This is a genomic window from Weissella diestrammenae (assembly GCF_014397255.1).
Taxonomy (GTDB): domain Bacteria; phylum Bacillota; class Bacilli; order Lactobacillales; family Lactobacillaceae; genus Weissella; species Weissella diestrammenae.
In genome coordinates this window covers 80,389-106,114 of record NZ_CP060724.1, presented here as the reverse complement: position 1 = coordinate 106,114, position 25,726 = coordinate 80,389, and the positions used below count along the sequence as shown (strand labels likewise).

24 protein-coding genes and 2 tRNA genes are annotated in these 25,726 nt (G+C 35.9%); 22 read left to right on the top strand and 4 right to left on the bottom strand.

What is annotated here, in order from left to right; translation table 11 throughout:
• Nucleotides 1-7 precede the first annotated feature (7 nt).
• The 7 genes from H9L19_RS00495 (at nt 8) to H9L19_RS00465 (ending at nt 6,962) form a co-directional block, all read left to right on the top strand.
• On the top strand, nt 8-1,006 hold the full coding sequence (locus H9L19_RS00495; protein WP_187529252.1) for a lipoate--protein ligase: 999 nt from the start codon (nt 8-10) through the stop codon (nt 1,004-1,006).
• A 13-nt stretch (nt 1,007-1,019) separates the two neighbouring features.
• Complete coding sequence (locus H9L19_RS00490) at nt 1,020-2,156, top strand: thiamine pyrophosphate-dependent dehydrogenase E1 component subunit alpha (protein ID WP_187529251.1); 1,137 nt, start codon at nt 1,020-1,022, stop codon at nt 2,154-2,156.
• Between the two features lies 1 nt (nt 2,157).
• Complete coding sequence (locus H9L19_RS00485; RefSeq protein WP_187529250.1) at nt 2,158-3,138, top strand: alpha-ketoacid dehydrogenase subunit beta; 981 nt, start codon at nt 2,158-2,160, stop codon at nt 3,136-3,138.
• Nucleotides 3,131-4,432, top strand: a complete 1,302-nt coding sequence (locus H9L19_RS00480; protein ID WP_187529249.1) for a dihydrolipoamide acetyltransferase family protein — start codon at nt 3,131-3,133, stop codon at nt 4,430-4,432. The genes H9L19_RS00485 and H9L19_RS00480 overlap by 8 nt, the downstream gene beginning before the upstream one ends.
• A 1-nt stretch (nt 4,433) precedes the next feature.
• Nucleotides 4,434-5,840 (top strand): dihydrolipoyl dehydrogenase, encoded by a 1,407-nt coding sequence (gene lpdA / locus H9L19_RS00475; protein ID WP_187529248.1) that lies wholly within the window; start codon nt 4,434-4,436, stop codon nt 5,838-5,840.
• A gap of 60 nt (nt 5,841-5,900) precedes the next feature.
• Nucleotides 5,901-6,695 (top strand): alpha/beta fold hydrolase, encoded by a 795-nt coding sequence (locus H9L19_RS00470; protein WP_187529247.1) that lies wholly within the window; start codon nt 5,901-5,903, stop codon nt 6,693-6,695.
• A gap of 177 nt (nt 6,696-6,872) precedes the next feature.
• Nucleotides 6,873-6,962, top strand: a tRNA-Ser gene (locus H9L19_RS00465).
• 328 nt (nt 6,963-7,290) lie between these two features.
• Here the strand turns inward: H9L19_RS00465 and H9L19_RS00460 are convergent.
• Entirely contained in the window at nt 7,291-7,656 is a 366-nt protein-coding gene (locus H9L19_RS00460; protein ID WP_187529246.1) for a hypothetical protein, read from the bottom strand.
• Between the two features lie 664 nt (nt 7,657-8,320).
• On the opposite strand from H9L19_RS00460, the gene H9L19_RS00455 reads away from it, so the two are divergent.
• The 4 genes from H9L19_RS00455 (at nt 8,321) to H9L19_RS00440 (ending at nt 11,394) form a co-directional block, all read left to right on the top strand.
• Nucleotides 8,321-8,410: transfer RNA gene (locus H9L19_RS00455), tRNA-Ser, on the top strand.
• 293 nt (nt 8,411-8,703) lie between these two features.
• A complete protein-coding gene (locus H9L19_RS00450) occupies nt 8,704-9,513 on the top strand; it encodes a DUF5677 domain-containing protein (protein WP_187529245.1) in 810 nt (269 codons plus the stop codon).
• Nucleotides 9,514-9,859: 346 nt separating this feature from the next.
• Nucleotides 9,860-10,573 carry a hypothetical protein gene (locus H9L19_RS00445; protein WP_187529244.1) on the top strand — a complete coding sequence of 238 codons (714 nt, stop codon included), beginning with the start codon at nt 9,860-9,862 and terminating at the stop codon, nt 10,571-10,573.
• A 26-nt stretch (nt 10,574-10,599) separates the two neighbouring features.
• Complete coding sequence (locus H9L19_RS00440; RefSeq protein WP_187529243.1) at nt 10,600-11,394, top strand: hypothetical protein; 795 nt, start codon at nt 10,600-10,602, stop codon at nt 11,392-11,394.
• 948 nt (nt 11,395-12,342) lie between these two features.
• Here the strand turns inward: H9L19_RS00440 and H9L19_RS00435 are convergent.
• The gene (locus tag H9L19_RS00435) at nt 12,343-12,834 is read right to left on the bottom strand and encodes an Ltp family lipoprotein (RefSeq protein WP_187529242.1); all 492 of its coding nucleotides are present in this window, start codon (nt 12,832-12,834) and stop codon (nt 12,343-12,345) included.
• Nucleotides 12,835-14,176: 1,342 nt separating this feature from the next.
• Here H9L19_RS00435 and H9L19_RS00430 point away from each other — a divergent pair.
• The 6 genes from H9L19_RS00430 to H9L19_RS00405 all read left to right on the top strand — a co-directional run bounded on the left by H9L19_RS00430 (nt 14,177) and on the right by H9L19_RS00405 (nt 18,261).
• Nucleotides 14,177-14,347 carry a type II toxin-antitoxin system RelB/DinJ family antitoxin gene (locus H9L19_RS00430; protein WP_187529241.1) on the top strand — a complete coding sequence of 57 codons (171 nt, stop codon included), beginning with the start codon at nt 14,177-14,179 and terminating at the stop codon, nt 14,345-14,347.
• A 205-nt stretch (nt 14,348-14,552) separates the two neighbouring features.
• Nucleotides 14,553-14,696 carry a hypothetical protein gene (locus tag H9L19_RS00425; protein ID WP_187529240.1) on the top strand — a complete coding sequence of 48 codons (144 nt, stop codon included), beginning with the start codon at nt 14,553-14,555 and terminating at the stop codon, nt 14,694-14,696.
• Nucleotides 14,697-15,077: 381 nt separating this feature from the next.
• Nucleotides 15,078-16,409, top strand: coding sequence for a Y-family DNA polymerase (locus H9L19_RS00420; protein WP_187529239.1), 1,332 nt, complete (start codon nt 15,078-15,080; stop codon nt 16,407-16,409).
• A 61-nt stretch (nt 16,410-16,470) separates the two neighbouring features.
• On the top strand, nt 16,471-17,031 hold the full coding sequence (locus H9L19_RS00415) for a dihydrofolate reductase family protein (protein ID WP_187529238.1): 561 nt from the start codon (nt 16,471-16,473) through the stop codon (nt 17,029-17,031).
• Nucleotides 17,012-17,425: a hypothetical protein gene (locus H9L19_RS00410; RefSeq protein WP_187529237.1), complete on the top strand. Its 414-nt coding sequence runs from the start codon at nt 17,012-17,014 to the stop codon at nt 17,423-17,425. The genes H9L19_RS00415 and H9L19_RS00410 overlap by 20 nt, the downstream gene beginning before the upstream one ends.
• Nucleotides 17,426-17,715: 290 nt before the next feature.
• Nucleotides 17,716-18,261 (top strand): GNAT family N-acetyltransferase, encoded by a 546-nt coding sequence (locus H9L19_RS00405; RefSeq protein ID WP_187529236.1) that lies wholly within the window; start codon nt 17,716-17,718, stop codon nt 18,259-18,261.
• Nucleotides 18,262-18,471: 210 nt separating this feature from the next.
• On the opposite strand, the gene H9L19_RS08480 is transcribed toward H9L19_RS00405, so the two are convergent.
• Entirely contained in the window at nt 18,472-18,534 is a 63-nt protein-coding gene (locus tag H9L19_RS08480) for a hypothetical protein (protein WP_420855813.1), read from the bottom strand.
• A gap of 195 nt (nt 18,535-18,729) precedes the next feature.
• The gene (locus H9L19_RS00395) at nt 18,730-19,182 is read right to left on the bottom strand and encodes a GNAT family N-acetyltransferase (RefSeq protein WP_187529234.1); all 453 of its coding nucleotides are present in this window, start codon (nt 19,180-19,182) and stop codon (nt 18,730-18,732) included.
• Nucleotides 19,183-19,563: 381 nt separating this feature from the next.
• Between H9L19_RS00395 and H9L19_RS00390 the strand changes: the two genes are divergently transcribed.
• The 5 genes from H9L19_RS00390 (at nt 19,564) to rpoD (ending at nt 25,668) form a co-directional block, all read left to right on the top strand.
• The gene (locus tag H9L19_RS00390; RefSeq protein ID WP_187529233.1) at nt 19,564-19,722 is read left to right on the top strand and encodes a hypothetical protein; all 159 of its coding nucleotides are present in this window, start codon (nt 19,564-19,566) and stop codon (nt 19,720-19,722) included.
• 213 nt (nt 19,723-19,935) lie between these two features.
• Nucleotides 19,936-21,165 (top strand): MucBP domain-containing protein, encoded by a 1,230-nt coding sequence (locus tag H9L19_RS00385; RefSeq protein ID WP_187529232.1) that lies wholly within the window; start codon nt 19,936-19,938, stop codon nt 21,163-21,165.
• A 112-nt stretch (nt 21,166-21,277) separates the two neighbouring features.
• Entirely contained in the window at nt 21,278-22,000 is a 723-nt protein-coding gene (locus tag H9L19_RS00380) for an IS30 family transposase (RefSeq protein ID WP_187529231.1), read from the top strand.
• Between the two features lie 634 nt (nt 22,001-22,634).
• Nucleotides 22,635-24,554, top strand: coding sequence for a DNA primase (gene dnaG, locus H9L19_RS00375; RefSeq protein WP_187529230.1), 1,920 nt, complete (start codon nt 22,635-22,637; stop codon nt 24,552-24,554).
• Entirely contained in the window at nt 24,532-25,668 is a 1,137-nt protein-coding gene (gene rpoD, locus H9L19_RS00370) for an RNA polymerase sigma factor RpoD (protein WP_187529229.1), read from the top strand. The genes dnaG and rpoD overlap by 23 nt, the downstream gene beginning before the upstream one ends.
• Nucleotides 25,669-25,726: the final 58 nt, after the last annotated feature.

Sequence of the window (25,726 nt, the reverse complement as noted above, 5' to 3'; positions counted from 1 at the left end):
TGACGTGATGCGATTTATTAATTATTTGGGTACTGATGCCTATATGAATATCGCGATGGATAGTTGGTTGTTGTACAACCTGAAACCGCGTGAACCAGTTTTTGCACTCTGGCAGAATAAAAGAGCGGTGATTATTGGGCAAAATCAGAATACATTTGGTGAAATTAATCATGACTATATTGAGCAATCTGACATTCAGGTTGTGCGACGGATGTCCGGTGGCGGTGCCGTCTATCATGATTTAGGAAATGTTTGTTTCACATTTTTTGTTCCAGTTGAGCAGAGTGGTCAAGTTAACTTTAAACAGTTTGTACAGCCAATGTATGATGCATTACATTCGCTGGGAATAGATGCGCAGTTGTCTGGTCGTAATGATCTAGAAATAGATGGCAAAAAAGTATCAGGTAATGCGCAACGTTATGCAGGTGGCTACCTCATGCACCATGGCACATTGTTGTGGGATACCGATGTGGAGGCCATGGTTCGGGCATTAAATGTTGCTGATGAAAAATTTATCTCCAAAGCGGTAAAATCTGTTCGGGCTCGCGTGGGTAACATTAAAGATTATGTTGACCAGTCGCAAACACTTGATGATTTTATCAATGCTCTGAAATATTATTTGACTAATAAAGGGCAAGATGGCGAATACCATTTGAGTGATGCGCAATTAGCCGATATTAAGCGTTGGCGCGATGAACGATTCGCAACGTGGGATTGGAATTATGGTCGAAGTCCAACCTTTGATTTTGAGAATCATGCAAAATTTCAGGGCGGTAGCGTAGATGTCCAAGCGAATATTGCACATGGTAAAATCCAAGCAATCAATTTTACGGGTGATTTTTTGGGGGTTCGTGATTGGCGAGAAATTGAAAAAGATTTCTTAGACCAACCATTTGAACCACAGACGATTGCTAAAATATTAACCAATCATCAAGATGGTCAGTATTTTGGTGGGATTACTAATGATGAAATGGCATCGTTGTTTACCGGTGATGGTAATGATTAGAAAGGAGCCAAATATGGCAAATATTATTGAATTAAACCAAAAAATTTTAGACTTTGATTATCAAGTTCAGGCTCAAGATGATCAATTTCCAATGTTGCAAGTTTTAAATAATGCGGGTGAAATCATTGATGAAGATGCATTATCTCGAGCTGAGTTGGCTGATGATGATTTAATTAATATCATGAAGCGAATGCTTTGGAGTCGACAACTAGATATTCGATCAACCAAACTTGCAAAGCAAGGACGTTTCGGATTTTTCGCTCCAACGGCCGGGCAAGAAGCATCACAAATGGCATCTTCGTATGCCTTCAAAGATGATGATTGGTTGTTCCCTGGGTATCGTGATATTCCACAAATTGTTGCTAAAGGTTGGCCAATTTGGAAAGCCATTTTATGGTCACGTGGGCATGCTAAAGGTAATGAGTATACGACTGAGGATGATAAGCCGGTTAATTCTTGGTTCCCACAGATTATCATTGGCGCTCAGTATGTCGAAGCAGCCGGAGTTGCACTGGGATTAAAAAAGCGGCATAAAGATGCGGTGGCATATGCTTATACTGGTGATGGTGGGACATCGCAGGGTGATTTCTATGAAGGCATTAATTTTGCTTCAGCTTATAAGGCGAACGCTGTTTTCTTCGTGCAAAATAATGGCTTTGCTATTTCAACGCCACGCACATTACAAACTGCAGCGCCACATTTGGCGGCTAAGGGCTGGTCTGCAGGACTACCAAGTCTCGTCGTTGACGGGAATGACCCAATTGCAATGTATCTTGCAGCTAAACAGGCACGTGCCTGGTCAGTTGCAGGTAATGGACCTGTCTTGATTGAAACGATGACTGATCGATTGGAACCACACTCAACAGCGGGTGATGATCCACTTCGTTATCGGCAACAAGCAGATATTGACGATTGGTGGAAGAAAGAGCCATTGATTCGGATGCGGACCTTCTTAACAAATAAGGGGATTTGGAATGAGACATTAGAGTCGGCATATATTGATGAGACGAATACCTTAATTGATGAACAAATTAAAATTGCAGATGGTGTGGAGAAACAAAAAATCTCTGACTTCTTGAAGCATACGCTTGAAGTACCAGGTCAAGTGATGCAAGAACAAATTGCAAAGTTTGAAAGCGAGGGAAAGTAAAATGGCTGAAAAAACATATATTGCAGCAATTCAAGAAGCACTTGATTTGTCCTTAGAAAAAGATGATAGTACCTTAATCTTTGGTGAAGACGTTGGTAAAAATGGTGGTGTTTTCCGAGCAACTGATGGTTTGCAAGCCAAATATGGCGAGGAACGCGTCTTTAATACGCCATTAGCTGAATCAGGTATTGGTGGGCTGGCGATTGGGCTGACAACACAAAATTATCGACCAATTATGGAAATTCAATTTTTTGGTTTCTTATTTGAAGTCATGGATTCAATTGCTGGTCAAATGGCACGTAATCGTTTCCGTTTCAATAATACGCGACAAATGCCAATCGTTGTTCGTTCACCTTATGGTGGTGGAACTAAGACACCTGAGATGCACGCTGACAACCTGGAAGGTTTAGTTGCGCAGGTACCGGGTCTACGGGTAGTTATGCCATCTAACCCAGCTGATGCCAAAGGTTTACTCTTGAGTGCGGTTGAGTCAAATGATCCAGTGGTCTTCTTAGAGAATATTCACCTGTATCGATCGATGAAGGGTGAAGTACCAGAAGGTTACTATACAACGCCATTAGATCAGGCAACAGTTGTTCGAGAAGGACAGGATATCACCTTAATTTCGTATGGTGGTGCTGTGCCATTGGTGATTAAAGCAGCTGACGAATTAGCAAAGAATGGGATTGATGCTGAAGTGATTGATTTACGGACAGTTTCGCCAATTGATTTAGACACAATCGGGAAATCAGTTGAAAAAACAGGCCGGGTTGTCGTTGTACAAGAAGCACAGCGTATGGCTGGTATTTCTGCGACAATCATGGCAGAAATAGCAGAACGGTTCATCTTAAGCTTGAAGGCTCCAATTGGGCGTGTTGCTGCGCCAGATACGGTTTATCCATTTGCACAAGCTGAAAATGACTGGATGGTTAAAGCAGATGATGTCGTTGCAAAGGCGCAGGAGGTTATCAATTATGACTGAAATTTTTAAAATGCCAGATATTGGTGAAGGTATGGCCGAAGGTGATATTACGAATTGGCTAGTTAAGGTTGGTGATACGATCAATGTCGATGACCCTGTCGCTGAGGTGCAAAATGATAAGCTGATGCAAGAAATTCTGTCGCCATATGCTGGTAAAATCACCAAGTTATATGTTGAACCAAATACAACGGTCGCAGTTGGCGATCCTCTGATTGAATTTGATGGTGATTCGAGTGAATCAGCACCATTGTCAGCGCCGAAAGTGGCCGCAGAATCAGCGTCAATCAAAACTAACACTGCACAAAAAGAACCGGTTAAACAAGTTGTTGAGACAGAGCGTGCCCCTATAACCGCAAATGGGCATGTGTTAGCGATGCCATCAGTTCGGCATTTTGCCAATGATCATCAGATCGATCTATCACAGGTGACACCAACTGGTCGGCACGGTCATATTACTTTGGCTGATGTCCAAAATGTGACACACAATCAAGACCAGCAAGTACAAATGAGTCAACCAGTGCCAGATGCGGAGCCGATTAACGTTTCAACGTCAATGGCTGTAGCACCACAAGTAGCAGCTGAAACAAATGATAAGCATGTGGGTCGTGAACCAATGACAGGTGTGCGTAAAGCGATTGCTAAAGCAATGGCACAACAAACAACGATTCCAGCTGTGACTAATTTTGATCAAGTTGAAGTTTCGAAATTAGTGGCGCATCGGACATCGTTTAAAGAGATGGCAAAAGATGAAGGCATTCATTTGACTTATTTGGCTTATGCCGTCAAAGCTTTGACTGCGACTGCACAAAAGTATGCCGATATCAATGCAACAGTTGACACGCAGGCTGGTGAAATCGAGTATCATGATACGGTCAATGTGGGAATTGCGGTTAGTGCACCGCAAGGTTTGTACGTACCAGTTATTATGCATACAGAAACAAAGTCGATTTTAACAATTGCCAAAGAAATCGAAACGTTAGCACAGCAAGTCCGAGCTGGAACAATTAAGCCTGCCCAAATGCAAGGGGCAACTATTACCATTTCCAATTTAGGTTCTGCACGAGGAAATTGGTTTACACCAATTATTAATGGGAATGAAGTGGCTATTCTTGGTTTGGGATCGATTGTTAAAGAGCCAATTGTGAATGAATCAGGGGAGTTAGCAGTTGGTCAAAATATCAAATTATCGCTAAGCTATGATCATCGATTGATTGATGGTATGTTAGGTCAAACGGCGATGAATTATCTTAAGCGATTGTTATCAGATCCAGCGTTAATGCTGATGGAGGTTTAAAATGGTCGTTGGTGCACAAGCAACAGAAATAGATACGGTTATTATTGGTTCGGGTCCCGGTGGGTATGTCGCCGCTATCCGTGCGGCTGAATTGGGACAAAAAGTAACTTTAATTGAGCGTGACCAGATTGGTGGTGTTTGTTTAAATGTTGGCTGCATTCCGTCAAAAGCGCTGATTAATGTTGGGCATCATTTTCGGGCTACACAGGAAAAAAATCCTTATGGATTGACAATGACTGGCTCACTTGATTGGCAACAAACGCAAGATTGGAAGCAACATCAGGTCGTTGAAAAGTTAACTGGCGGGGTGGCAATGCTGCTAAAGAAACATCATGTGACAGTGATTCAAGGTGAGGCGACCTTTAATGATAATGAGACATTAAATGTTGTTCAAAGTGATGGGCATCAATTATTACAGTTTAATAATGCTATCATTGCTACTGGTTCAAGGCCAGTTGAAATTTCAAAATTTAAATTTGGCGGACGCATTGTTGATTCAACAGGTGCTTTGTCATTACCGGAGATTCCAAAGCGTTTGATTGTATTGGGCGGCGGTGTCATTGGTTCTGAGTTAGGGAGTGCCTATGCAAATTTGGGAGCTCAAGTGACCATTATTGAAGGTCTTGATCATATTTTAAATGGATTCGATTCTGAAATGACCAAACCAGTCATTGACGATTTCAAGGCCCATGGTGGGGAAATTTATACATCTGCAACTGCAACATCTGCCACGCAAACAGATGATGAAGTGACAGTTACTTTTGAGATGGCAGGTCAAACACAGACAGTGACGGGTGATTATTTGCTCGTGGCAGTTGGTCGTCGGGCAAATACGGATACGCTAGGCCTCAATAATACCGATATCCAATTGTTAGATAATGGTTTGATTGAAGTTAATCAAGCGATGCAAACACAAGTCAAGCATATTTACGCGATTGGGGATGTCGTACCTGGACCAGCTTTGGCGCACAAAGCTAGCTTTGAAGCCAAAATCGCTGCTGCGTCAATTAGTGGGGCACCACATGCATACGATGATCACTATGCTTTGCCAGCAGTTGCATATACTCACTATGAGTTAGCAACAACTGGTGAAACACCAGAAACGGTTATCGATAAAAAGATTGATGCTAAAATCAGTAAGTTTCCATTTGCAGCCAATGGTCGAGCGCTTGCAATGGATGCGAGTGTCGGCTTTATTCGCTTAATCACTGATAAGCAAACTGGGGCAGTTTTAGGTGGACAAATTGTCGGACCAAGCGCATCTGATTTAATATCAGAGTTAACATTGGCAATTGAGAACGGGGTGACCGCAGAGGATATTGCGTTAACCATTCATCCACATCCAACGTTTGGTGAAGCAATCATGGATACTGCTGAAGTAGCAGATGATTTGGGGATTCATATTTAGTTTAAATATAAAAAGCGACTGATATCAGTCGCTTTTTTATCCGAAAGGTAGGTCAATCGAATGTCTTTTTTTCAAACCAATGATGGTGTCAAGCTACATTATCAGGTGAGTGGACAAACGGGAATACCCATTGTGTTTGTTGGCGGCTATACAAGTAATATTGCGACTTGGGCAGCTCAGATACCAACTTTTGTTGCGGCAGGTTATCGTGTTATTCGGTTTGAATTCCGTAATCATGGGGAGAGTCAAATTGTTGATTATGGCTTAAAAATTTCCCGTTTAACAATGGATTTACAGTTGTTGATTCGACATCTCAATTTAAAAAAGTTTGTTCTGATTGGACATTCAATGGGAGCGATGGTCATTGGTGAATATATGTCATTATTTGATACAGGCAATGTTTTGGCAGTTGTTACTGAGGATCAACCACCAAAAATGTTAAACGATGCCACATGGCAGTCAGGAATTGCTGATTCATCTTTTAGGTCCATTGATCAGATTGCGGATGATTTTCCAAAACAACGCTTAATTCATCAACCAATTCAACCAGAACTTAAGCAAGTCATAACGAGCCATTATCAACCATTCGATTTCGCCTTAAATCGACCATTATTAATTGATGGCATTGTGCAAGACTGGCGAGATAGTTTAAGAATAGAACGGGTACCACATTTCTTTCTTGCCGGTGATGCATCACCACTATATCCAGTGCGTCATTTACAGGATGCAGTAGCGTTACATCAACGTGCTACCGCTGAAATGTATACTTTTAATTCAGTTGGACATATACCGCATTTAGAACAACCAGATGAGTATAATCGCGTCGTATTATCATTTTTAAAACAGTTGTACTGATATATATTAGAAACGTTAACAGTGTGTGTGTCGATGATAATAAAAAAATTCTAAATGATATTTGTCACTGATAGTAGCTGGTTGAGCGAACGAATCAGAAACTTGGGTAAATTGTTAGGCTAACAAAGTGATAATTGAATGCGCCAATATGACATGCTACAATAAGTATTGTTATTTGGAGAATTACCCAAGTCTGGCTGAAGGGAACGGTCTTGAAAACCGTCAGGTCGGGAAACCGGCGCGTGGGTTCGAATCCCACATTCTCCTTGAATAAACTAAATTTATCCAAGCACTATTGTTTCTGACGTTTGGAGAAATTTAGTTATAGATTATCAAAAGATTGTCAACTATGATGATAAATTGTACTAAAAGCACCAGCACGCAAGAAATATTGCATGCTGGTGCTTTTTTGTTATGTTACTGAAATCATGTGTAGTGACATAGGAATTGATTGCTATGATTACAGAACAATTAGTGTCGTTAAATTGGATGTAATGCCATATATTGATGATGAATGAGTAATCATTTCTCGTCTCATAAAATAAAAAAATCTCGAGAAAAGTTAAACTTTAGTCGAGATTTTCAAAGATTGTAATTATGCTTCACTAAGTAATAATTTCATGAAGATTGCCGCTAGAATCATGAAAGTTGCTGGTACAATCAAGAAGAAAGAGAAGATGATTGGTGCTAAAGAACCAATCATGCCCAGAATGAGACCGATGTTTTTCTGTGCAGGATAGGCCTTTTGAATCATTAAGTAAAGAATTAGCGTGAAGATAACAATACTCAACATACTAAGAATTGACCAGTACATCACACCAGAAAAAGTTTGGAATGAATAAATATTGATCCATGCTGTATTCAAAGTAGTCAGGGCGACACCGTTGAAGAAACCAAATAGCATGTAGAGTGATTGAAAAATGCTGAGCGCAAAAATAGTTGTAGTGAATTTCTTATTCATGATATAAATACTCCATATAATACCTATTGTTGCGTTTTAAAACAAAACGCATACATAAGTATATTATAAAAATAAAAATTTTGCACAATTAAGAATATGAATGTCGCTTGAGACCTGCAAAAGCAAATTACAATGCTATCAATTGGTTATTAGGGGAAAAATGAAATAGATTATTATTGAATTGAAAAATAATATTAATAGGGTGGCTTAACTAAAAGATGAAAAATTTTATTAAGGTTATAAACATGAAACTAAAATAAATATTTAAATACAATTATATAATTAAACCTCAGTCGTTTAATTGCAATAAAACGAATCAGTTATTGTTGATTTTTTATTAATCGTTGTTCACAATACTCAGTGTATTCGATATGCATGTAGAAAACATTAATTTTTATGTGGTAAATTTGTAAATATTTTGAACTAATAGATTGAGTCGATAATCTGAGAATAATTACTGAATTGTCTATGAAGTTAAGAAAGATATTTATTTAAATAAATATTTAGCTTCAGTTATTAAATTGGTAAAAAGGAAAAATAATCATCAATTAAAAGATTTCTAAAAGGCATGTATATACATAAAATGTATTATGACCAATTGTTAGGCTAACAAATAAGTATTTGAATGTATAAATATGACATGCTACAATAAATATTGTTATTTGGAGAATTACCCAAGTCTGGCTGAAGGGAACGGTCTTGAAAACCGTCAGGTCGGGAAACCGGCGCGTGGGTTCGAATCCCACATTCTCCTTTAAATTCATATATTTGTATGAACTGTATAAAAAAATGAATGTGAAGGCATGATGAATTGACAATAATGTAAATATATTTCAATATTTGTCCTTGTATGAATTATGTTTAGTTCATTGGTTTTCTAATTGGAATCCGAAATTAGAGAAGAAAATTATCTAAAATTATATTTTGTATTTTGCGTTTTTATCTTAGTAGTTAGAAATAGTTTTGATGAAAATTTAACAAGAAGTCTTCTGCGAAGGCAGAAGGGACGTTGTATAGATGGAAGGAAACTGATATTAGGGAAGAATAATGCAGTATGAAGTAATACCACAGCAAATATTCAAAGATTTAAAACAAATATCGCAGAAAATGTATGATAATAGCGAACAGAGAAATATTGATACGTTTTATTACGATTTCTTTTTAAATGTTATATATCAGATTGAAGCCGTTAATATTTTACTGGCTATTGGAAACGATTATGCACTAGACGGAATTGATCGGATGGCATATGAATCATCGATAGGTTTTATGGTCCTTAATTTAGATGGTTTTGATAGTCATGAGGCTGTTAAATTTTTTGAAATTAAAAAAATTTATGAATTAATAAAAATTAAAGACGGCACGATAGATAAATCTAGTTTGATTTCATTTGAAGAAGCAAATGCAGCATTCAGAGCATGTTTTCCAGATAATGACCGAATATTGAGAACAATTAAAGATATTGTTGAGGAAATTGCTAATAAAATACCGATGATTAACAAAAATACATGGTATCAAGTATTTTTAAATCGTTCCTTCGTTAGGGTAGTAGAGCTAATTGATAAACAGGTTAGACAAGATTTTCGTGATGATTGGTTTACAAAACTTTACCCTCTTTTTTATAAAGTCGCATCACAAGGTACACATAACCTAAGCGTTAAAACTAAATATGGTCAACGGACATTAATTCCAAAATCTGTAAGAATTATGGGTGAGTCCGTTTTACTATCGATTACATTTTCGTATTTTGTCCGTTATTTTGGAAACGGGATAGTGAAAGAAGAAAGCGACGATTTACTAATATATTTGAAAAAAATTCGAGAACAAGCTGCAAATGATTTTAAAGACAAGCAATAAACTAGATAGTCTTGATAGTAAGAGTGATGTACTTTGGTGATAATGCTGCTTTTGTAAGTTAATAAATGTAAAAGTAGGCTTGGCAGAATTAAACACCGAGAAAATTGAGATGAAGATTTTGACATTTTTTTATCTAAAATTTGATTGATTTTCAGTTGAGATAGAGTTTTGCATGTTTATCGTAGAAAAATAAAGCACATCATTAAGCAGAGTATTAAATTGGTGAATATTTCAAAATATTAACTTGTAGTTAAAAAAACAATACGTTATCTATTTTTAAAATGGTTGCATATAATACTTAAGTAATATATTCTTATTTTAAAATGAAAAATAAAAGGGTGTATAAATGAATAATAATGTAGTTATAGCTCAGTATTTAATTAATTTACATGATGCTCAACGTTCTAATTCGGTGGCTACACTTTCAGATGGTGTAGTAACAAATATAAAAAAGATGGTTATTTCTTCAGTTGCAAGAGGGTCACGGGTTGTATTGATAACTAACGATGAGAATGTAAATATTGATATTCCTGGGTTAGAGCTTGTGGTTGAAAAAATACCAGATGTTATTGCAGCAAATAGTATGTACTTTATCAGATGGGTAATGACACTTCAATATTTGTACAAGCACCCTGAATTTGATAAAGTTGCGCTTGTTGATGCAACCGATGTTATTATGAAAAAAGCACCTTTTTTTGAAATGAAAGATGATGTTTTGTACGTGGGAGATGAACAAGCAGATTTATCATCCAGTATTGTAAAATTTGAAAAAACGAATGATGAAATTAAGGCATTTAATGAAAAATATAGTTATTTACAGTTATTAAATCCAGGTGTCATTGTTGGTGGATATAATATCGTTCTCGAATTTTTAGAGATAATGTGCAGCTATATTTTACAAGACATACGACATGACAAAAGCTTTGGGTCTTTAGAAATGGCATTGTTTAATTTTGTTGTGTATAAATTTTTCTCAGGCCGGGCAATACATGGAAGATTAGTAACTACTTTATTTGATCAAGGATCGGAAGATTTCGTTTCTTGGTTTAAACATAAATAATTATTTGAGGTATGAAATTAATGAGCATGTATGATTTATTAAAGAACAAATACTGGATTTTTCAGAAAAGATCAGGAACTTCTTACTGGACATCTATCGCTCTGCAGTCTGGAGATAAAATTGCCAGATGGGGAGGAACTTTTAATCCAGATGGTACGTTTGATTTTTTTGAAGGTGTCGGATTTAAAACTGAGGAAGTTGCATGGAAAATAGAAAATGATGTATTGCACTTTTTGTCAGCGGATGGTGAAATCGTAAGAACAGTTGAAAAAATTGAGATCACTGATCGCGAATCTCACTTATGGTTTAATGAAATGGAACGTTTTCAAGCATATAATTTCTTTGACGTGACAGTTTCCAATGAAATGAGAATTTCTGTTAATGCACCGAATGTCATGTTAAGGGAAAAGGATCAAGTGAATACTAAGTGGTTTTATTGTGGCAGTCAAACCGTAGTTGATCCTAAAAAATTACCGAATGTTATTTTTGAAAACTATACGGACCAGACAGATAGTAGTTATGAACATTTTGTTATTACAAAAGCAGTTAACCAGCCTAATATTAAAAATATAACTGTTATTGTTGAGACAGTAAATGATTTAATGGAGCTTATGGGAAATATCAACGAAGCAACTTGTGATGGTATTAACGTTATTACGCAAAATGGCAAGTTCATTGGTATATCGGGAAAGAAAGATTTTGTAGTGAAACTAATTATGGAGATAAATATTTTGAATGATCAGCTTCAAAAAGTTACAAAAGATAATATCGAAGGCCTGTTGAAGAATTTAAAAATACCATTTGATATGATGTCTGTATAATGAAAGTATTTCTACAATTATTTAAGTACTATAGAGTATGCTTTTACGACTAAGCAAAGTTATAAGTGGGCAGATCCGGTCTGCCTTCTATATTAATAAAGTAAACATGAAAAGCACGTCATCTATTTCTTAAGGTGACGTGCTTTTTGCATTTACATTGTGTTGGGTGATTAAAATTTCTTTGAAAGGTGTTAATTCTGTCCTTTAACCATGGAGAAGCCGGCATAAGATGTTTTTATGTTTGCTATTCTTTGAATTGAACCATGCATAGAGAAGTAGGTTCGCAAAAAAAATTGTAAAATGAATCATGAAAAGGAAAGTTGAATTTTTTGCAATCAATTGAGTAGAAAAATTTTGCTATTGTCTGAGAGCCTGATTATGTCATTGCTGCAGAATAGTAGTTTTTGATAAAATTCAGAATTTCATAACGCTGGAAGTGGGCGCTTATATTTATATTTATTTTTATCTTTAAAATCTAGACTATGTGCTTGGCTGTTACAGTGTTTAAACAAGTCATCTTGTGATTTAAAGTTTGGAATATATGGTTAGTTTTTATTGGCACAACATTTATTGAACTTGTTAGCCACTTTGAGTTGGCTATTATAAAACATTATATTGAACACAGCGATGGAAATTACGAAAAAATGTGTTTGGTTGAGATTCATATTTAACTTCTTGAATGGAATAATGAGTAAGTTATAACATAGTGTGAAGAATCAATTCAAAAAAGAATATACAAAATAATCATAAAGAATGACATTTTTTTCGCAGTGTTTTCTTAGAATTGTATCCAAAAGAAGCGCAAACAAAATACCAATCATTTGATTTTTTAATTTATTCCTATCTGATTTTTTCTTAATTGTTCAGCATTGATTTGAAAATGTGTAAATTGTTTTTTAATTGATTCGAATTTATATATGTATCCTGCAAAATAGCAGGAGATGTCTTTTATTTTTTTGACAGATTACTGATTGCAAAGTTTATTTCGTCGTTTGTAAATGCATAGTAGGTTTTTAGTTCAAACCGAATCTTTTTATTTGTGAAAGATGGTGATTCTGATTTAATTGTTTTAGCTCGTTTTAAAGCATTTTTTTTATAATCAACATCAATATTGTCGATTGCAAACTGACTGGCTTTTGAACTATATTGTTTTCCTGAATCTGAAGTTAATTGATTATAGATTCCTTTTTTTGACAGAAAAGTAACCGTCGCATATAACTTTGCACGTTCCACAGCACTTTTATATTCTGTTGGTGCATTTTCGATGCGATTCTCTCGCATTCTATTTTTAACATAATCGCTATTAAATATCGAAACGCTGATGACAATGGCAACTATGACGATTCCAATCCAGAACCAAACATTTTTTAACAAGAAGCGTTTTGTTTGAACGTGCCGTTTATCTTGAATGTTTCCAAGCCTATTCACGTTTTTTTTCATAATTATTTTCCTTCTAGCTTTTAACGTCAATCATATATTGGACGTATGTACTGCGAAAGAATGGGAAAGATTTTATAATGACAGCAGTTTTGCTTTGACGGATTGTAAAGGCATTAAGCTTGATTTTAGAGGGTGCCTTAATGTGTGCGATAGCAGTGTATAATTCATGCTTATCATCGGTTGCAAGGGTAGTATCGTAAGGCCAGAAATTTAAGGATTCTTTTTTTACCAAAGTGGTGTTATCGTGTTCAAAGATAGTTAGTGAAATAAGCTATACAAACTCAACTGTTGTTAATGAGGAGTATAGAAGCATTAGACTACTTAGAAAAAAAGCATACGCAAATTTATTGTATGAAGTTTTTTTCGAAGCTTACAGCTCAAACAAAACGGTATAGAATGACTTGTTGAAAGTTGGCACTTATAAAAAGAATTAATGCCTTACTTGAAAAATTGATGCCTTGATCGAATTTCAAAGGCTACAACTTTATCATTAGCGATAGTTACACTTTCCAAAGCTGCATGCAAATAGAAGTAAAAGATTGTGTTGGATTGGCATGCCCCAAAATATCGTTTTAATGATAATTAAAATTCATATTTAATATAAAATTTATTTTTTTAAATTAAAACACATGATTAATTATATAGTAATAATTAATTTTTGAACAATTTTACAAGGAAGAGATTTGAAAACAGACAGGTAGAGAATACAGGTAGAAGAATAACTGAGTTATAAAGGCAAACTGTATTAGGAATGATTCAATAAGATTTCATTTATGATTAGTATGACTGAAAGTAAAGTTATGACGTGTTAAACGCTAAGTTTTTATGGAGAAATGCAAAAGCAGTGATAAAAGACTAAATCATATTTAAATATGATGATTTTTATATGCTAAAAATACACATGTAAGTGGCATATATTCGCTTGATAACAGTAAAAATAAACGGGTTATATTGGGCTGACAAATGAATGTTGATTTTTGCTAATTGGTACCCTAAAATGACAAGTATATTTAATATATAAATGCAGTAAATATCAATTTGATTGTATTTTCAGTGAAAGATATCAATCCGCAATCGAGGCATGATATGGGGATAAGAATTTAGATAACTTTGCAAATCAATGCAGTCGTATTTGAATGAAATTTTTTTGGAAATGGAATTATGAGATTGGTATTTGTAGATATTAAAAATGTTCGATTGATTGTAATAACAGCTAGTTCGTCATGTGAATAGTGGAAGAGTAACAAGTTTATGCGATTGTCGAATGACATGTTTAGTGAGTGCTTAGATAAAGCTAAGGTTGTCGTAGAGTAAGATAAATATTTTTCCAAAGGATAAAAAAATGACAGAGAAGTTAATTCAATTGCGCGTTGATGATGATGTAAGAGAAAAAGCAGATGAGGTTTTTAAACATCAAGGACTAACCACACAAGGGGCGCTTAAAATTTTTCTTACACATGTTGCAAATTCAGGTGATTCACCATTTTCAAAAATATTTGATTCACATCAGTAGTAAGAAATAGTAATAGTAATTGACTTGGACTTTACTGATAACTTATTCTTTAAGCTACTGAATAAAAGCCAAGGAGATATAAATGGTTTAGTATATTTAAAAAAGGCGTCAATTAAAAATATCGATAGGATTATGGATATTATTTATGATGCCCAATTTTCTCTTAAAAATGACGGTGTGCCATAATGGCAAGATGGATATCCTGATGGAGCAAATATTAGGAATGATTTACGATGATCAACGTTATACAATCATGATTGACGACGAAATTGCTGGTATCATTGCCATTCAATTTACATCAGAACCAAACCATCTATCGCTTATTGGTGAACCATTGGCGTCCTGGTAAGTATGCAACGATTCATCGGTTAGCTATTACCTTTAATTCTTCGGGACAAGGGCTTGCAAGAATGGTATTTTATTCAGCTATCACACTAATTGCGAATGAAGGTATCAGAAATATTCGAGTTGATAAACATGCTCTGAATTTTAAGATGAGAGGCCTGTTGAGCAACTTAAATTTTGAAGAGAAAGGAACTATCACAATCGAAGATCCTCACGGAGATCTAGAAACGATCGGTTTTGAATTGTTTCTTTAAATCTGTGGTCAAATGAAATTTTAATATATCAGGTAAAGGTCTTAAAATTAAGACCTTTTTTTAGTTGCGATTCTGGTATATAATTTGTAACAGATTAGGTTAAACTTAATTTTGTATAAAAGGAGATTGAAATGAAAGCTGAAGAGGTCACCGCCAAAGAACCACGGCGAAAGATCATGTTGATTGATTCAAAAAGCTTTTATGCCAGTGTCGAAAGTGTCGATTTAGGACTTAATCCTTTGAAATCAATACTTGTTGTGATGAGTCAACAAGAAAATACGAACGGTGGCTTGGTATTAGCAGCTTCTCCTAGGGCAAAGAAAGAATTGGGCGTTAGGAATGTGATGCGTCAACGTGATGTGCCAAAAGACCCACGATTGATTATCGTTAATCCACGTATGAATCGATATATTGCGGTAAATAAGCAAGTTAACAATATTTATCGGCAATTTGTGTCAGAAGAAGATTTGCACTTGTATTCAATTGATGAATCAATATTGGATATCACACCAACGTGGGAATATTTGCGACAACAATATGGTAAAGATTTGACGATGAAGAAGTTGGCCAGAACGATTCAATTAAAGATGAAAAAAGAATTAGGATTATATCTCACGGTCGGTATTGGCGATTCGGTTGCGATGGCAAAAATGGCACTCGATATTGAAGCAAAGCACGCGCATAGTTTGATTGGTGAATGGCATTATGAAACAATACCTGAGAAGTTGTGGCCAGTATCTGATTTTAGTGAGGTTTGGAGTATTGGTCGCCAAACAGCTAAAAAATTAAAACAATATGGTATTACAAATATGTATGATTTAGCAATGTATGATCCTTATCGATTGATTGATAAATTAGGTGTGAGGGGCGCTGAATTGTCAGCCTTAGCCTGGGGTGTCGACCGTAGTATTGTTTCGCATCGATATGAAGTAAAAGAAGGTAATATTTCAAATAGCCAAGTACTACCCAGAGATTATTATCAATCAATTGAGGTTAAGAACGTCATTCGCGAAATTGGTGAACAAATCTCATCCCGTCTAAGAGCCAAAAATAAACAAGCTGGTGTCATTTCATTACAGATAGGGTTTTCGTACGCTAGTTCAGAAAATGCGCACCAAGGTGGCTTTAGTGCGCAATTAAGTATTGAACATACGGATAAGTCAAAACCAATCGTAGCTGCTTTGTGGCGTATATTTGATGAACATTATGCAGGCCAAGCTATTCGTCATATAGGCGTTTCTGCAGGTAAACTAATCGATGCTGGGGCAGAACAAATGGATTTGTTTGTTGCACCAAAGGTACTGGAAGAAGAGTCCAACATCGAGAAAACAATAGATGCTATTCGGGCTAAATTTGGGGTGACATCAATTGTTAAATCATCATCGATGATTGAGGGTGGAACGATGATCAATCGTGTAGGATTAGTAGGCGGACACAATGGCGGTAATGCGTATGGACGATGAGTGTGATAAATAACATTGCGTGTAGTCCTATGAAACATAAAACAGAAAAAGGAATAAATAGATGACAAGAAAAGTGATTCTCTATATTGCAACAAGTCTTGATGGTTATATTGCAGATGAACACGGGGCGATTGATTGGCTCACGGCTTATGGGGAACAAGATATCGTTGCTGAAGATGAAAGCTATCAAGCATTATTAAATAGAATCGATACGGTTTTGTTGGGACGAACAACATATGATCAAATCATTAATGAATTTATGGTAGAGCATAACGATGATTACTATTATGAAAACATGAAAAATTATGTCTTTACTAATCGACCAGCGGAAGCACGCAAAAATGTTGTCTTTATAAATGGTTCAGTCGTAGATTGTGTACGTCAGCTAAAAGTACAAGATGGGCAAGATATTTGGCTAATTGGTGGTACATCAATTATTACGCCGCTAATTGAAAAAGATTTAATTGATGAGTATCAAATCACGATTATTCCAATGATGCTGGGCAACGGGACGAAATTGTTTGAAAAACTGACTAAAAATCGGAATAAAACATTGAAATTAACGAATAGTCGAGCTGTGGGAGATATGATGTATCTGACTTATGCACGACAAGACTCTTAGTGGCATGGTAAAAATAGCGATGGCAGACGATGTATTAAAGAAAATGGCACGTTTCTTTGAGAATGACTATCATGACCGAGGCATGGTTAAATGGCAGGGATATTACTTGTCTGATCATACTGAGGACGTAGCGGACGACACATCAAAAAGAAAGGCTCAAGCTAATCAAGTTGCAATGCCTGAGATGACTATCGAAGAAATCAGTCGCGTGTTGGCATATGCGTATGTCAATTTTATGGCAGTGAGCATACAAGAACGTAATCGTAACGAGGAAGGATTTAATGCTAGTATCATTACTGGTTTTGTATCGGGGCAAAATGATGATTGGGTTTATATCGGCAAAAAGGCGTTTAAGATGGATGACATTATGTGGGCAGAATATGTAATGAAATAATATTGTATTGAAATCCATTGCTATACCATGTAGACTGAAAATAAGCAGATAGAAAAAGGAGGAATTTTATTTTAAGTACGCTTTTTAGATAAAACTAAATTGACGAATGAAAAGGCAATGTTTTTTATGTTCTTTTTGTGATGCTTACTTAAAATAAAAGTCTATAAATCTGCTGCCATATACTGACATGATAGGAGATGGGGACCCATCTCTTTTTTTATTTATTTGAGTATCACATTAATATATTAGGCATTAGTCAAAGAATGTGAGAAAGAAGGATTATAACAACAATGGTATTACAAACAGAACGAATGATTCTGAGAAATTTTAAATTGAGCGATGCACTAGCTGTCTTTGAATATGCTAAGAATCCAAAAGTTGGCCCGATTGCTGGTTGGCCGGTGCATAAAAGTGTAGCAGAATCGAGAGATAATATTGAAAACTATTTTATGAGTCCGCATATTTTTGCTATGACTTTGAAAGAAAATGTTGATCATGTTATCGGATTAATCGGCTTGGAACTCGTTGATGATGGTAATGGTAAATCATTTATGAAACCTGGAGAAGCTGAAATTAGTTATTGGATTGGAGAGTCGTATTGGGGGCAAGGATTAACACCAGAGGCAATTGAAGCAGTAGTTCGTTATGGATTTGAAACCCTTAATTTGTCTAAGATTTGGTGTGGCTATAAAGATGGTAATCAGCAATCAAAAAGAGCACAGGAAAAGCAGGGGTTTACTTATCAATTAACGATGGAGAATATGTATAATCCGTATTTAAATGAAGTGATAGTTGAACATTTTACTGCTAGAACTGCTCGCAGAGGTGATGAATAACTTGGAATAAAAGCACTGATAGTAATTAAAGTGAAATGCAAATTGTTGTTAGAGTTATCAAGCAATACTTTTTGAGTATTACTGTTTATATTAGAAAAGTGGAAATACTAATAAATGATGTTCTGTATTTAGAAATAGAATAATTGACATGTGTAGATAATCCATTGAAAAATTTGTGATATTGTTCTGGTGTTTTCCCAATTCTCTAAATTAAGTGTTAAGAACTTTTCGAGAGATATTTGGAATTACTCTTAATAGCTCGGTGCTCCGCACAGGCTGATGGTGTAAAGAGCAAAGAATAATTGCTTTCACTAATGGGTTCGATAGTAGCTGCAACGCTAATAAAATAAACTTTTTTCAGACAGACGTGTTTCGATAATAAATTAATTTAACTGGGTGGTCAAAAAAACTATCTGGACAATGATAATGTTGCAGATAGTCTATTAATTTAATAGCGTTAAGATTATATTAGACATCTAGTATCATATCTACGTGAGGAATATTATCTTCCAAATACACGGGTGAAATGTTTTTAAAACCAAAAGAATGATAAAAATTTTGGAGATAATTTTGAGCTCCAATTTGAATCTTTTTCTTCGGGTAATTCAGCTTAATATAATCTAAAGTAGCTTGCACAATTTTACGGCCTAATTTAAGATGACGATATTTTTTAACCACAAGAACGCGACCAAAACTTATGATGTTTGGATCTTCGCCGGTAATTATTCGTGTATAAGCGACAATATTATTATTTGTATCGGTCAAATAGACATGGACGGCAATATAATCTTTATCATCAACTTCTTGGTACGGACATTTCTGCTCTACAACAAATATGTTTACACGTTGTTTAAAGATAGAAATGAGTTCTTCTGCGCTTAACTCATTTGTTCTTTTAACATTTAAAGTATATTCTTCCATAAAATGAATCCTCCTAAAATACAAAACAGCAGTATGCATATTCCTCACCAATTGTTGGCGCCCTAGTAGAATATACAAACTGCTGTTACCGCGTTATCCGGGGATAACGATCAGCTATTAAATTAATAACTTAATTTTAACATATTTTTGAATGGCTTGTTTGCATGTGGAGACCTAGTAGCCATAAAAGGTTTTGATTGTAGTATTGTTCTGCATTGTTATGAAATAAAAGAGGGTAACGATTCTAATAGTCAGATGTCGTCTAAGGACTACTATTATCCCATTGAGGTAAAGAATGTAATTAGAGAGTGGTGAGTGAATAGGATCACGTTTAAGAACTAAAAAACAAGTAAAAAGGAAATGTATGCTTATGCCAATTCTATGAAAGTGAAAATACAAGAGCGCAATCATAGTGAAGAGGGGTTCAATGCGAGTATCATTACTGACTTTGTGTCAGGTCAAAATGATGATTGGGTTTATATCGGAGAAAGTCTTTTTAAAATAGACAACATCATGTGGGCAGAATACACTAAAAAGTAGAAAAGTAGAAAAGTAGAAAAGTAGAAAAGTAGAAAAGTAGAAAAGAATATAAAATGTTAGATGCATTTCCTAACGTCATCAGCTATAAAAAATATGTGATTAAATAAGAAAATTATTTTGAATGCATACTGAAAGTAATTACTTTATGTATAGAAAATGTTAAAATAGTGTTGTGATAAATAGCAATAATAACAATATTCTAGGGGAATTAAAATGAAGAATAAGATATTGAGGGTGGCAATGCTTGGGGCGTTGCTGGGAACTATAATTTCACCACTTGCAAATCAGGTGCATGCAGATAGTAATCAGAATAATACAACACAATCTACACAAGAAAGTAATATTACTGATGAGGCATCTAAGCCGATGCAAAGGAATTTGGGTGGTGTAACGGGTAGATGGTTAGTGATCAATGGACATAATGAATATTTTAGTCCAACGATAAAAATAAAAAAAGATGATCCAAGTAATGTTGAAATATCAAAAATCGTATCGCAAAATTCTGGATACACTAATAAATTTGTACAGACAATCCTGTTTTCAGATGCTGTTGTGATTCAAGCTCTTCCGAAAATTATTGCACCGTCTAAAACAACATACACCATTCAGTACACAGAAGATAAGACGACGTTTAGTCAAACACCGCCGAATGATGTGACTAAAATTAAGGGCATTAAGATTGAATTCGCAAACATGACACAGGCCGATCAAGTTGAGGTGAAAAATACAGCTAAGATTTCTTGGGATAAAACACACTCAGGTGTAAATGAGCTAGGTAAATTCTATGAAGATGACTATTTGAATAATACTGTATACTTTGATAGCTATCGTATGGTTACTGCAAGTTATATTAATGAAGATGGACAACAACTTGCAGAGAATAAGTATTTTTATGGAGAAGTAGGACAGAGTTATCAAACACAAAAACTTGATATACCGGGCTATGAGCTAGCCTCTGTAGTTGGTTTTGAGTCAGGACAGTTTAAAAATGACGACCGTACGGTTAAGTATATATACAAGAAATTACCTATTACTAGCACGAATGTCACAGCAAAATATATTGATACTGATAATAATGTTCTTGCAAAAGACGTCGTAAAAACGGGTAATGTTGGAGAGAAGTATGAAACAGATCAACTTACATTCACCGGATACACGCTTAAAGAAGTGCAAGGAAATGCCAAGGGTGTTTTTGATACAAACAATCAGGTAGTTACTTATGTATATTCTAAAGATGCTACTATTACTAACCCAACTCAACCGGTTAGTCCTTTAAAACCTGGTACAACAATTACATCTAATTCAACTAGCCCAGTTTACAATGGTAAACAAGGGAATACGTTGCCAAGTACGAGTGCAACAAATCTAATGTTGTACTCTGGATTGGTGGGTGTTTTGTTATCAATTCTTGGATTCAGCTATATCTTGTTGAAAAAAATATAGATTAAATTTGTTTTCTAATTAACACTAAATGTCATTTTGATGATGTTTAGTGTTTTTTATATATGTTTTGAGATAATTAATTGTATTTATTTTTAATAAGTGAGGATATTTTATGGGTAGGAAATTCATACATTTAACATATGCTGAACGAGTTCAAATTCAGATACTTAGAAAGCAAGGGCTGTCGTATTTAAAGATAGCCAAAGAAATAGGACGTGCGAAATCAACTATCGTTGATGAGGTACACAGGAACACAAGGAGACCAAATATTAAGAACCATACGCGTGTCTTTGATTATGAGGCTGACTTTGCGCAGTTCACAGCGCAGACGCGGCTACATGAAACGACACGTCGAGAATTATTGTTGACTAATCGACGACAAAGAAAAATTAATGAGCTATTAGACAAGCAGTGGAGTCTTGAACAGATTGCGATGGGGACGACGTTACCGATGTCGACAGCGACGCTCTATGCGTATGCACATCGAGGTCTAATTCCGTACCGAACTAAAAAGTATCGGACTAAACCAAAGCCGTTTAGATCAAACGTTCCTGATAAACAGTTTTTTATTGAACACCACATATCACATCGCAGTAGAAGAATTGAGGAGCGCCTTGATTTTGGACGCTGGGAGGTCGATGGTGTTGAGGGACCAAAAGATAGTAAGGCACTAGTCCTAACGTTCGTAGAACGTAAAACACGCTATACTGTTGCACTGAAAGCCAAAGATAAAACGGCAGATGCTATCAATAATGTCATGCAATTATCATATCAGGGTATTCTATGCAGATGCTTATTCACCTTGGCAGAGAGGTACAAACGAAGAACGCAATAAACGGCTAAGATCATATTTTCCTAAAGGCACTCGATTTACTAAGGTACTTCAGGTCAATTTAAATTATGTGACCAGGGAGATAAACAATAAACCAATGGGTGTGTTAGACTGGCATGCACCAAAACATCGTTTTGAGGTTGCGCAGAAACGCATTCTAAGGTCAAAACAGAAGTCAGCGTAACCAATTACCAATGAAATAGTAAATGATGGCTTGCTATAAATATGGTAGGTCTGTTTAACTGTACCCAAATGTACAAATTGACCAATTACTAGACATCAGTAGACTGAAAAATGAGAAAGAGAGACCGTGAAAAATGGTCGGATAAGGAAGACAAAAAATGTAGATAAAAACATTTAATTTTTACGATTTTGTAACCAAATTGTAAATTATCTCGTTATACGTTGATACAACTATGTTTGTTGCGTGTTCTATTTATGTTTTTGACTTTTTATATAGAAATTCGGTCGGTTTGCTATTGACATCTCTCGGCACTGCCTAGTTTACATAATACAAATCGATTAAATTAAAAATGCCCATATATCAACCTATAACCCGTTTCAATAGGGGTTGACAAACCATGATACAAAGTGAGATACTTTAAGCTGCTAATTATTGTATTTGATTAGGAGGAGGTTGACTATCGCACTCTCTATTCCAAATGAAATTGTCGAAAATATTCGACAAAATGTTAATATCGTGGACATTATTAGTCCATATGTCTCTTTGAAAAAGCAAGGACGTAATCTTTTTGGAAAATGTCCTTGGCATGAAGAAAGAACACCATCGTTCTCCGTGAACGAGGATAAGCAGATTTTTCATTGTTTTTCATGTGGCCGCGGTGGTAATGCTTTCGTTTTTCTCATGGAAAAAGAAAACCTGTCATTTCCACAAGCTGTAGCAAAAGTTGCTGAAGTTGGGGGTATTCCCTTGGATGCGAGTTATTCGAACCCAACTCGTGAAGCTCGTTTGCCAGAAAATGAACGACAATTATTAAAGTTATACGATGAAGCAACTAAATTCTACCATCATCTTTTGATTAATACTGAAATTGGCGATACTGCATTGCAGTATTTGTATCAGCGAGGTGTAGACGATGCAACGATTGATGCATTTATGCTTGGCTATGCACCGACTGATGACGTCTTGTTAAAATATGTCACAGAGAAGAAGTATGACTATCAGTTGTTAAGAGAATCAGAGTTATTTATTGAGTGGGATGATGGGTCATTGCATGACCGATTTACAGACCGAGTGTTATTCACTATACGTAATCAAACTGGCGCACCAATCGCATTTTCAGGACGGCGGCTATCAAATGATGCCGATGTGGCTAAATACATGAATAGTCCAGAAAGTATCCTATTTAATAAGTCAAACGAATTATTTAATTTAGATTTAGCAAAAAACGATATTAGTAAGTCCAAAACAGTGATTCTCTTTGAAGGCTTTATGGATGTGATTGCGGCCTTCCAGGCGGGTATTAGAAATGGTGTGGCGTCGATGGGAACCAGCTTGACGCAGGATCAAGTCCAACGACTTAATCGGATAGCACAAAAGATCAATATCACCTATGATTCAGATAACGCTGGACAGGCAGCAACACAACGAGCGTTAGAGTTAATTGGACGTTTTAGTCAAATGAAGGCGCAAGTGATTCATATTCCTGACACTCAAGATCCTGATGAATTTTTGCGTAGTCAAGGGGTGGAAGCGTTTCAAAATGTGTTACAACATAATACAGAAGACCCAATTGCCTTTAATTTACGTTATTTAAAGGGAAACTATGATTTAAATAATCAAGTCGAAATATTTTCATATATTAGAGAGATATTACCGATAATTGCTAGTGTTAATGAACCAGTTGTCCGTCAAACCTATCTGCAAAAATTGGCAAGCGAATTTAATTTGAATTATGATGGATTAAATGAGCAATTGCAGCCATTGTTGTTGACAAAGATTGCACAGAATACATCGGTGAATCAAGAAAAGTGGCATCAAAGAGAAGCACCGAATATGCCGAGTCAATCAATAGCGCAGTCAACATCAGTTGAAAAGCCAAAATATACGCGACTTGAGCAAGCCGAGCGAACACTATTTGCTTGGATGTTAAAAGATCTAGACATTTGGTTAAAAGTGACAAGTAACGTCGACTTTCATTTTGTTGATGTGGCATTTGAAACGTTACTGATGTTAGCAAGTGATTACAAAAGTAAACATCAACTAGATAAAATTGTTGATTTAGCTGGATTTATGAATTTTGTTAAAGAACCGGGACTGATTCGAATTTTAGCTAGTTTAGATCAAGTGCCAGATGAGTTGATGCGTGATAGCAGCCAAGTACCTGAGTACTTAGCAGTTATCTTACAACGTGCGCCACTCACTATTCGAATTAGTAAGAAAAGAAAAGAATTAAGTGAAGCAAAGCAGATTCATAATGATACGTTGGCGGCTCAGATCAGTTTTGAATTAATCGCATTATTACGCGAACAAGAACTAGCCAAGCTGTCGCGTCAAAATAAGGGGAATAAGTATGGTAGAGAAGAAAAAGGTTGAGGCAACGTCTGAATTTGACCAAAAAGGTTTTGATAAGGCGATTAAGAAGTTAGTTAAAGAATATAAAGCAGCAACTTCAATTAAAGAAGACGAATTGCAAGAAACACTAGTTAAGCGTTGGAATTTAAATGCTGATCAAATTGATGAATTATATGATAAAGTCGAAGCGGCTGGCATTTCAATTGTTGATGAAAGTGGTGAACCTTCAGTTCGTGCATTAAATAATAAGAAGACAGCGTTATCAGATAAAGAAATGAAACAAGCAGCTGATGCGCCGACCGGGATGAAAATTAACGATCCAGTTCGGATGTATTTGAAAGAAATTGGTCGGGTTAGCCTGTTAAGCGGGGATGAAGAAGTTTCTTTGGCTGAACGAATTGAAGCTGGGGATGAATCTGCAAAGCAAGAGTTGGCTGAAGCTAATTTACGATTGGTTGTTTCGATTGCTAAGCGGTATGTTGGCCGAGGTATGCAATTCTTGGATTTGATTCAAGAAGGAAACATGGGCTTGATGAAGGCGGTTGAAAAATTTGATTATCGTAAAGGATTCAAGTTTTCGACTTATGCGACTTGGTGGATTCGTCAAGCCATTACTCGTGCGATTGCTGATCAAGCACGAACAATCCGAATTCCAGTTCACATGGTTGAAACGATTAACAAATTAATTCGCATTCAGCGTCAATTGCTGTCTGACTTAGGTCGTGAACCAACGCCAGAAGAAATTGGGGCAGAAATGGATATTGCGACAGATAAGGTCCGCGACATCTTGAAAATTGCGCAAGAACCAGTCTCGCTGGAAACGCCAATTGGTGAGGAGGATGATTCTCACTTGGGTGACTTCATTGAGGATAATGAGGCTGTGTCACCAGCTGACTCGGCAGCTTATCAGATGCTAAAAGAGCAATTAGAATCAGTGTTAGATACATTGACTGACCGGGAAGAAAATGTTTTGCGGTTGCGTTTTGGACTTGAAGATGGTCGAACGCGTACATTGGAAGAAGTTGGGAAAGTATTTGGTGTCACACGTGAAAGAATTCGTCAAATTGAGGCGAAGGCCTTACGTAAGTTGCGTCATCCATCACGTTCAAAGCAATTACGAGATTTTCTTGATTAATAAAATGTTAGGTATAAATCGAAAGAAGTGGGCTTTAGAATGAAAAAATACATGAAAT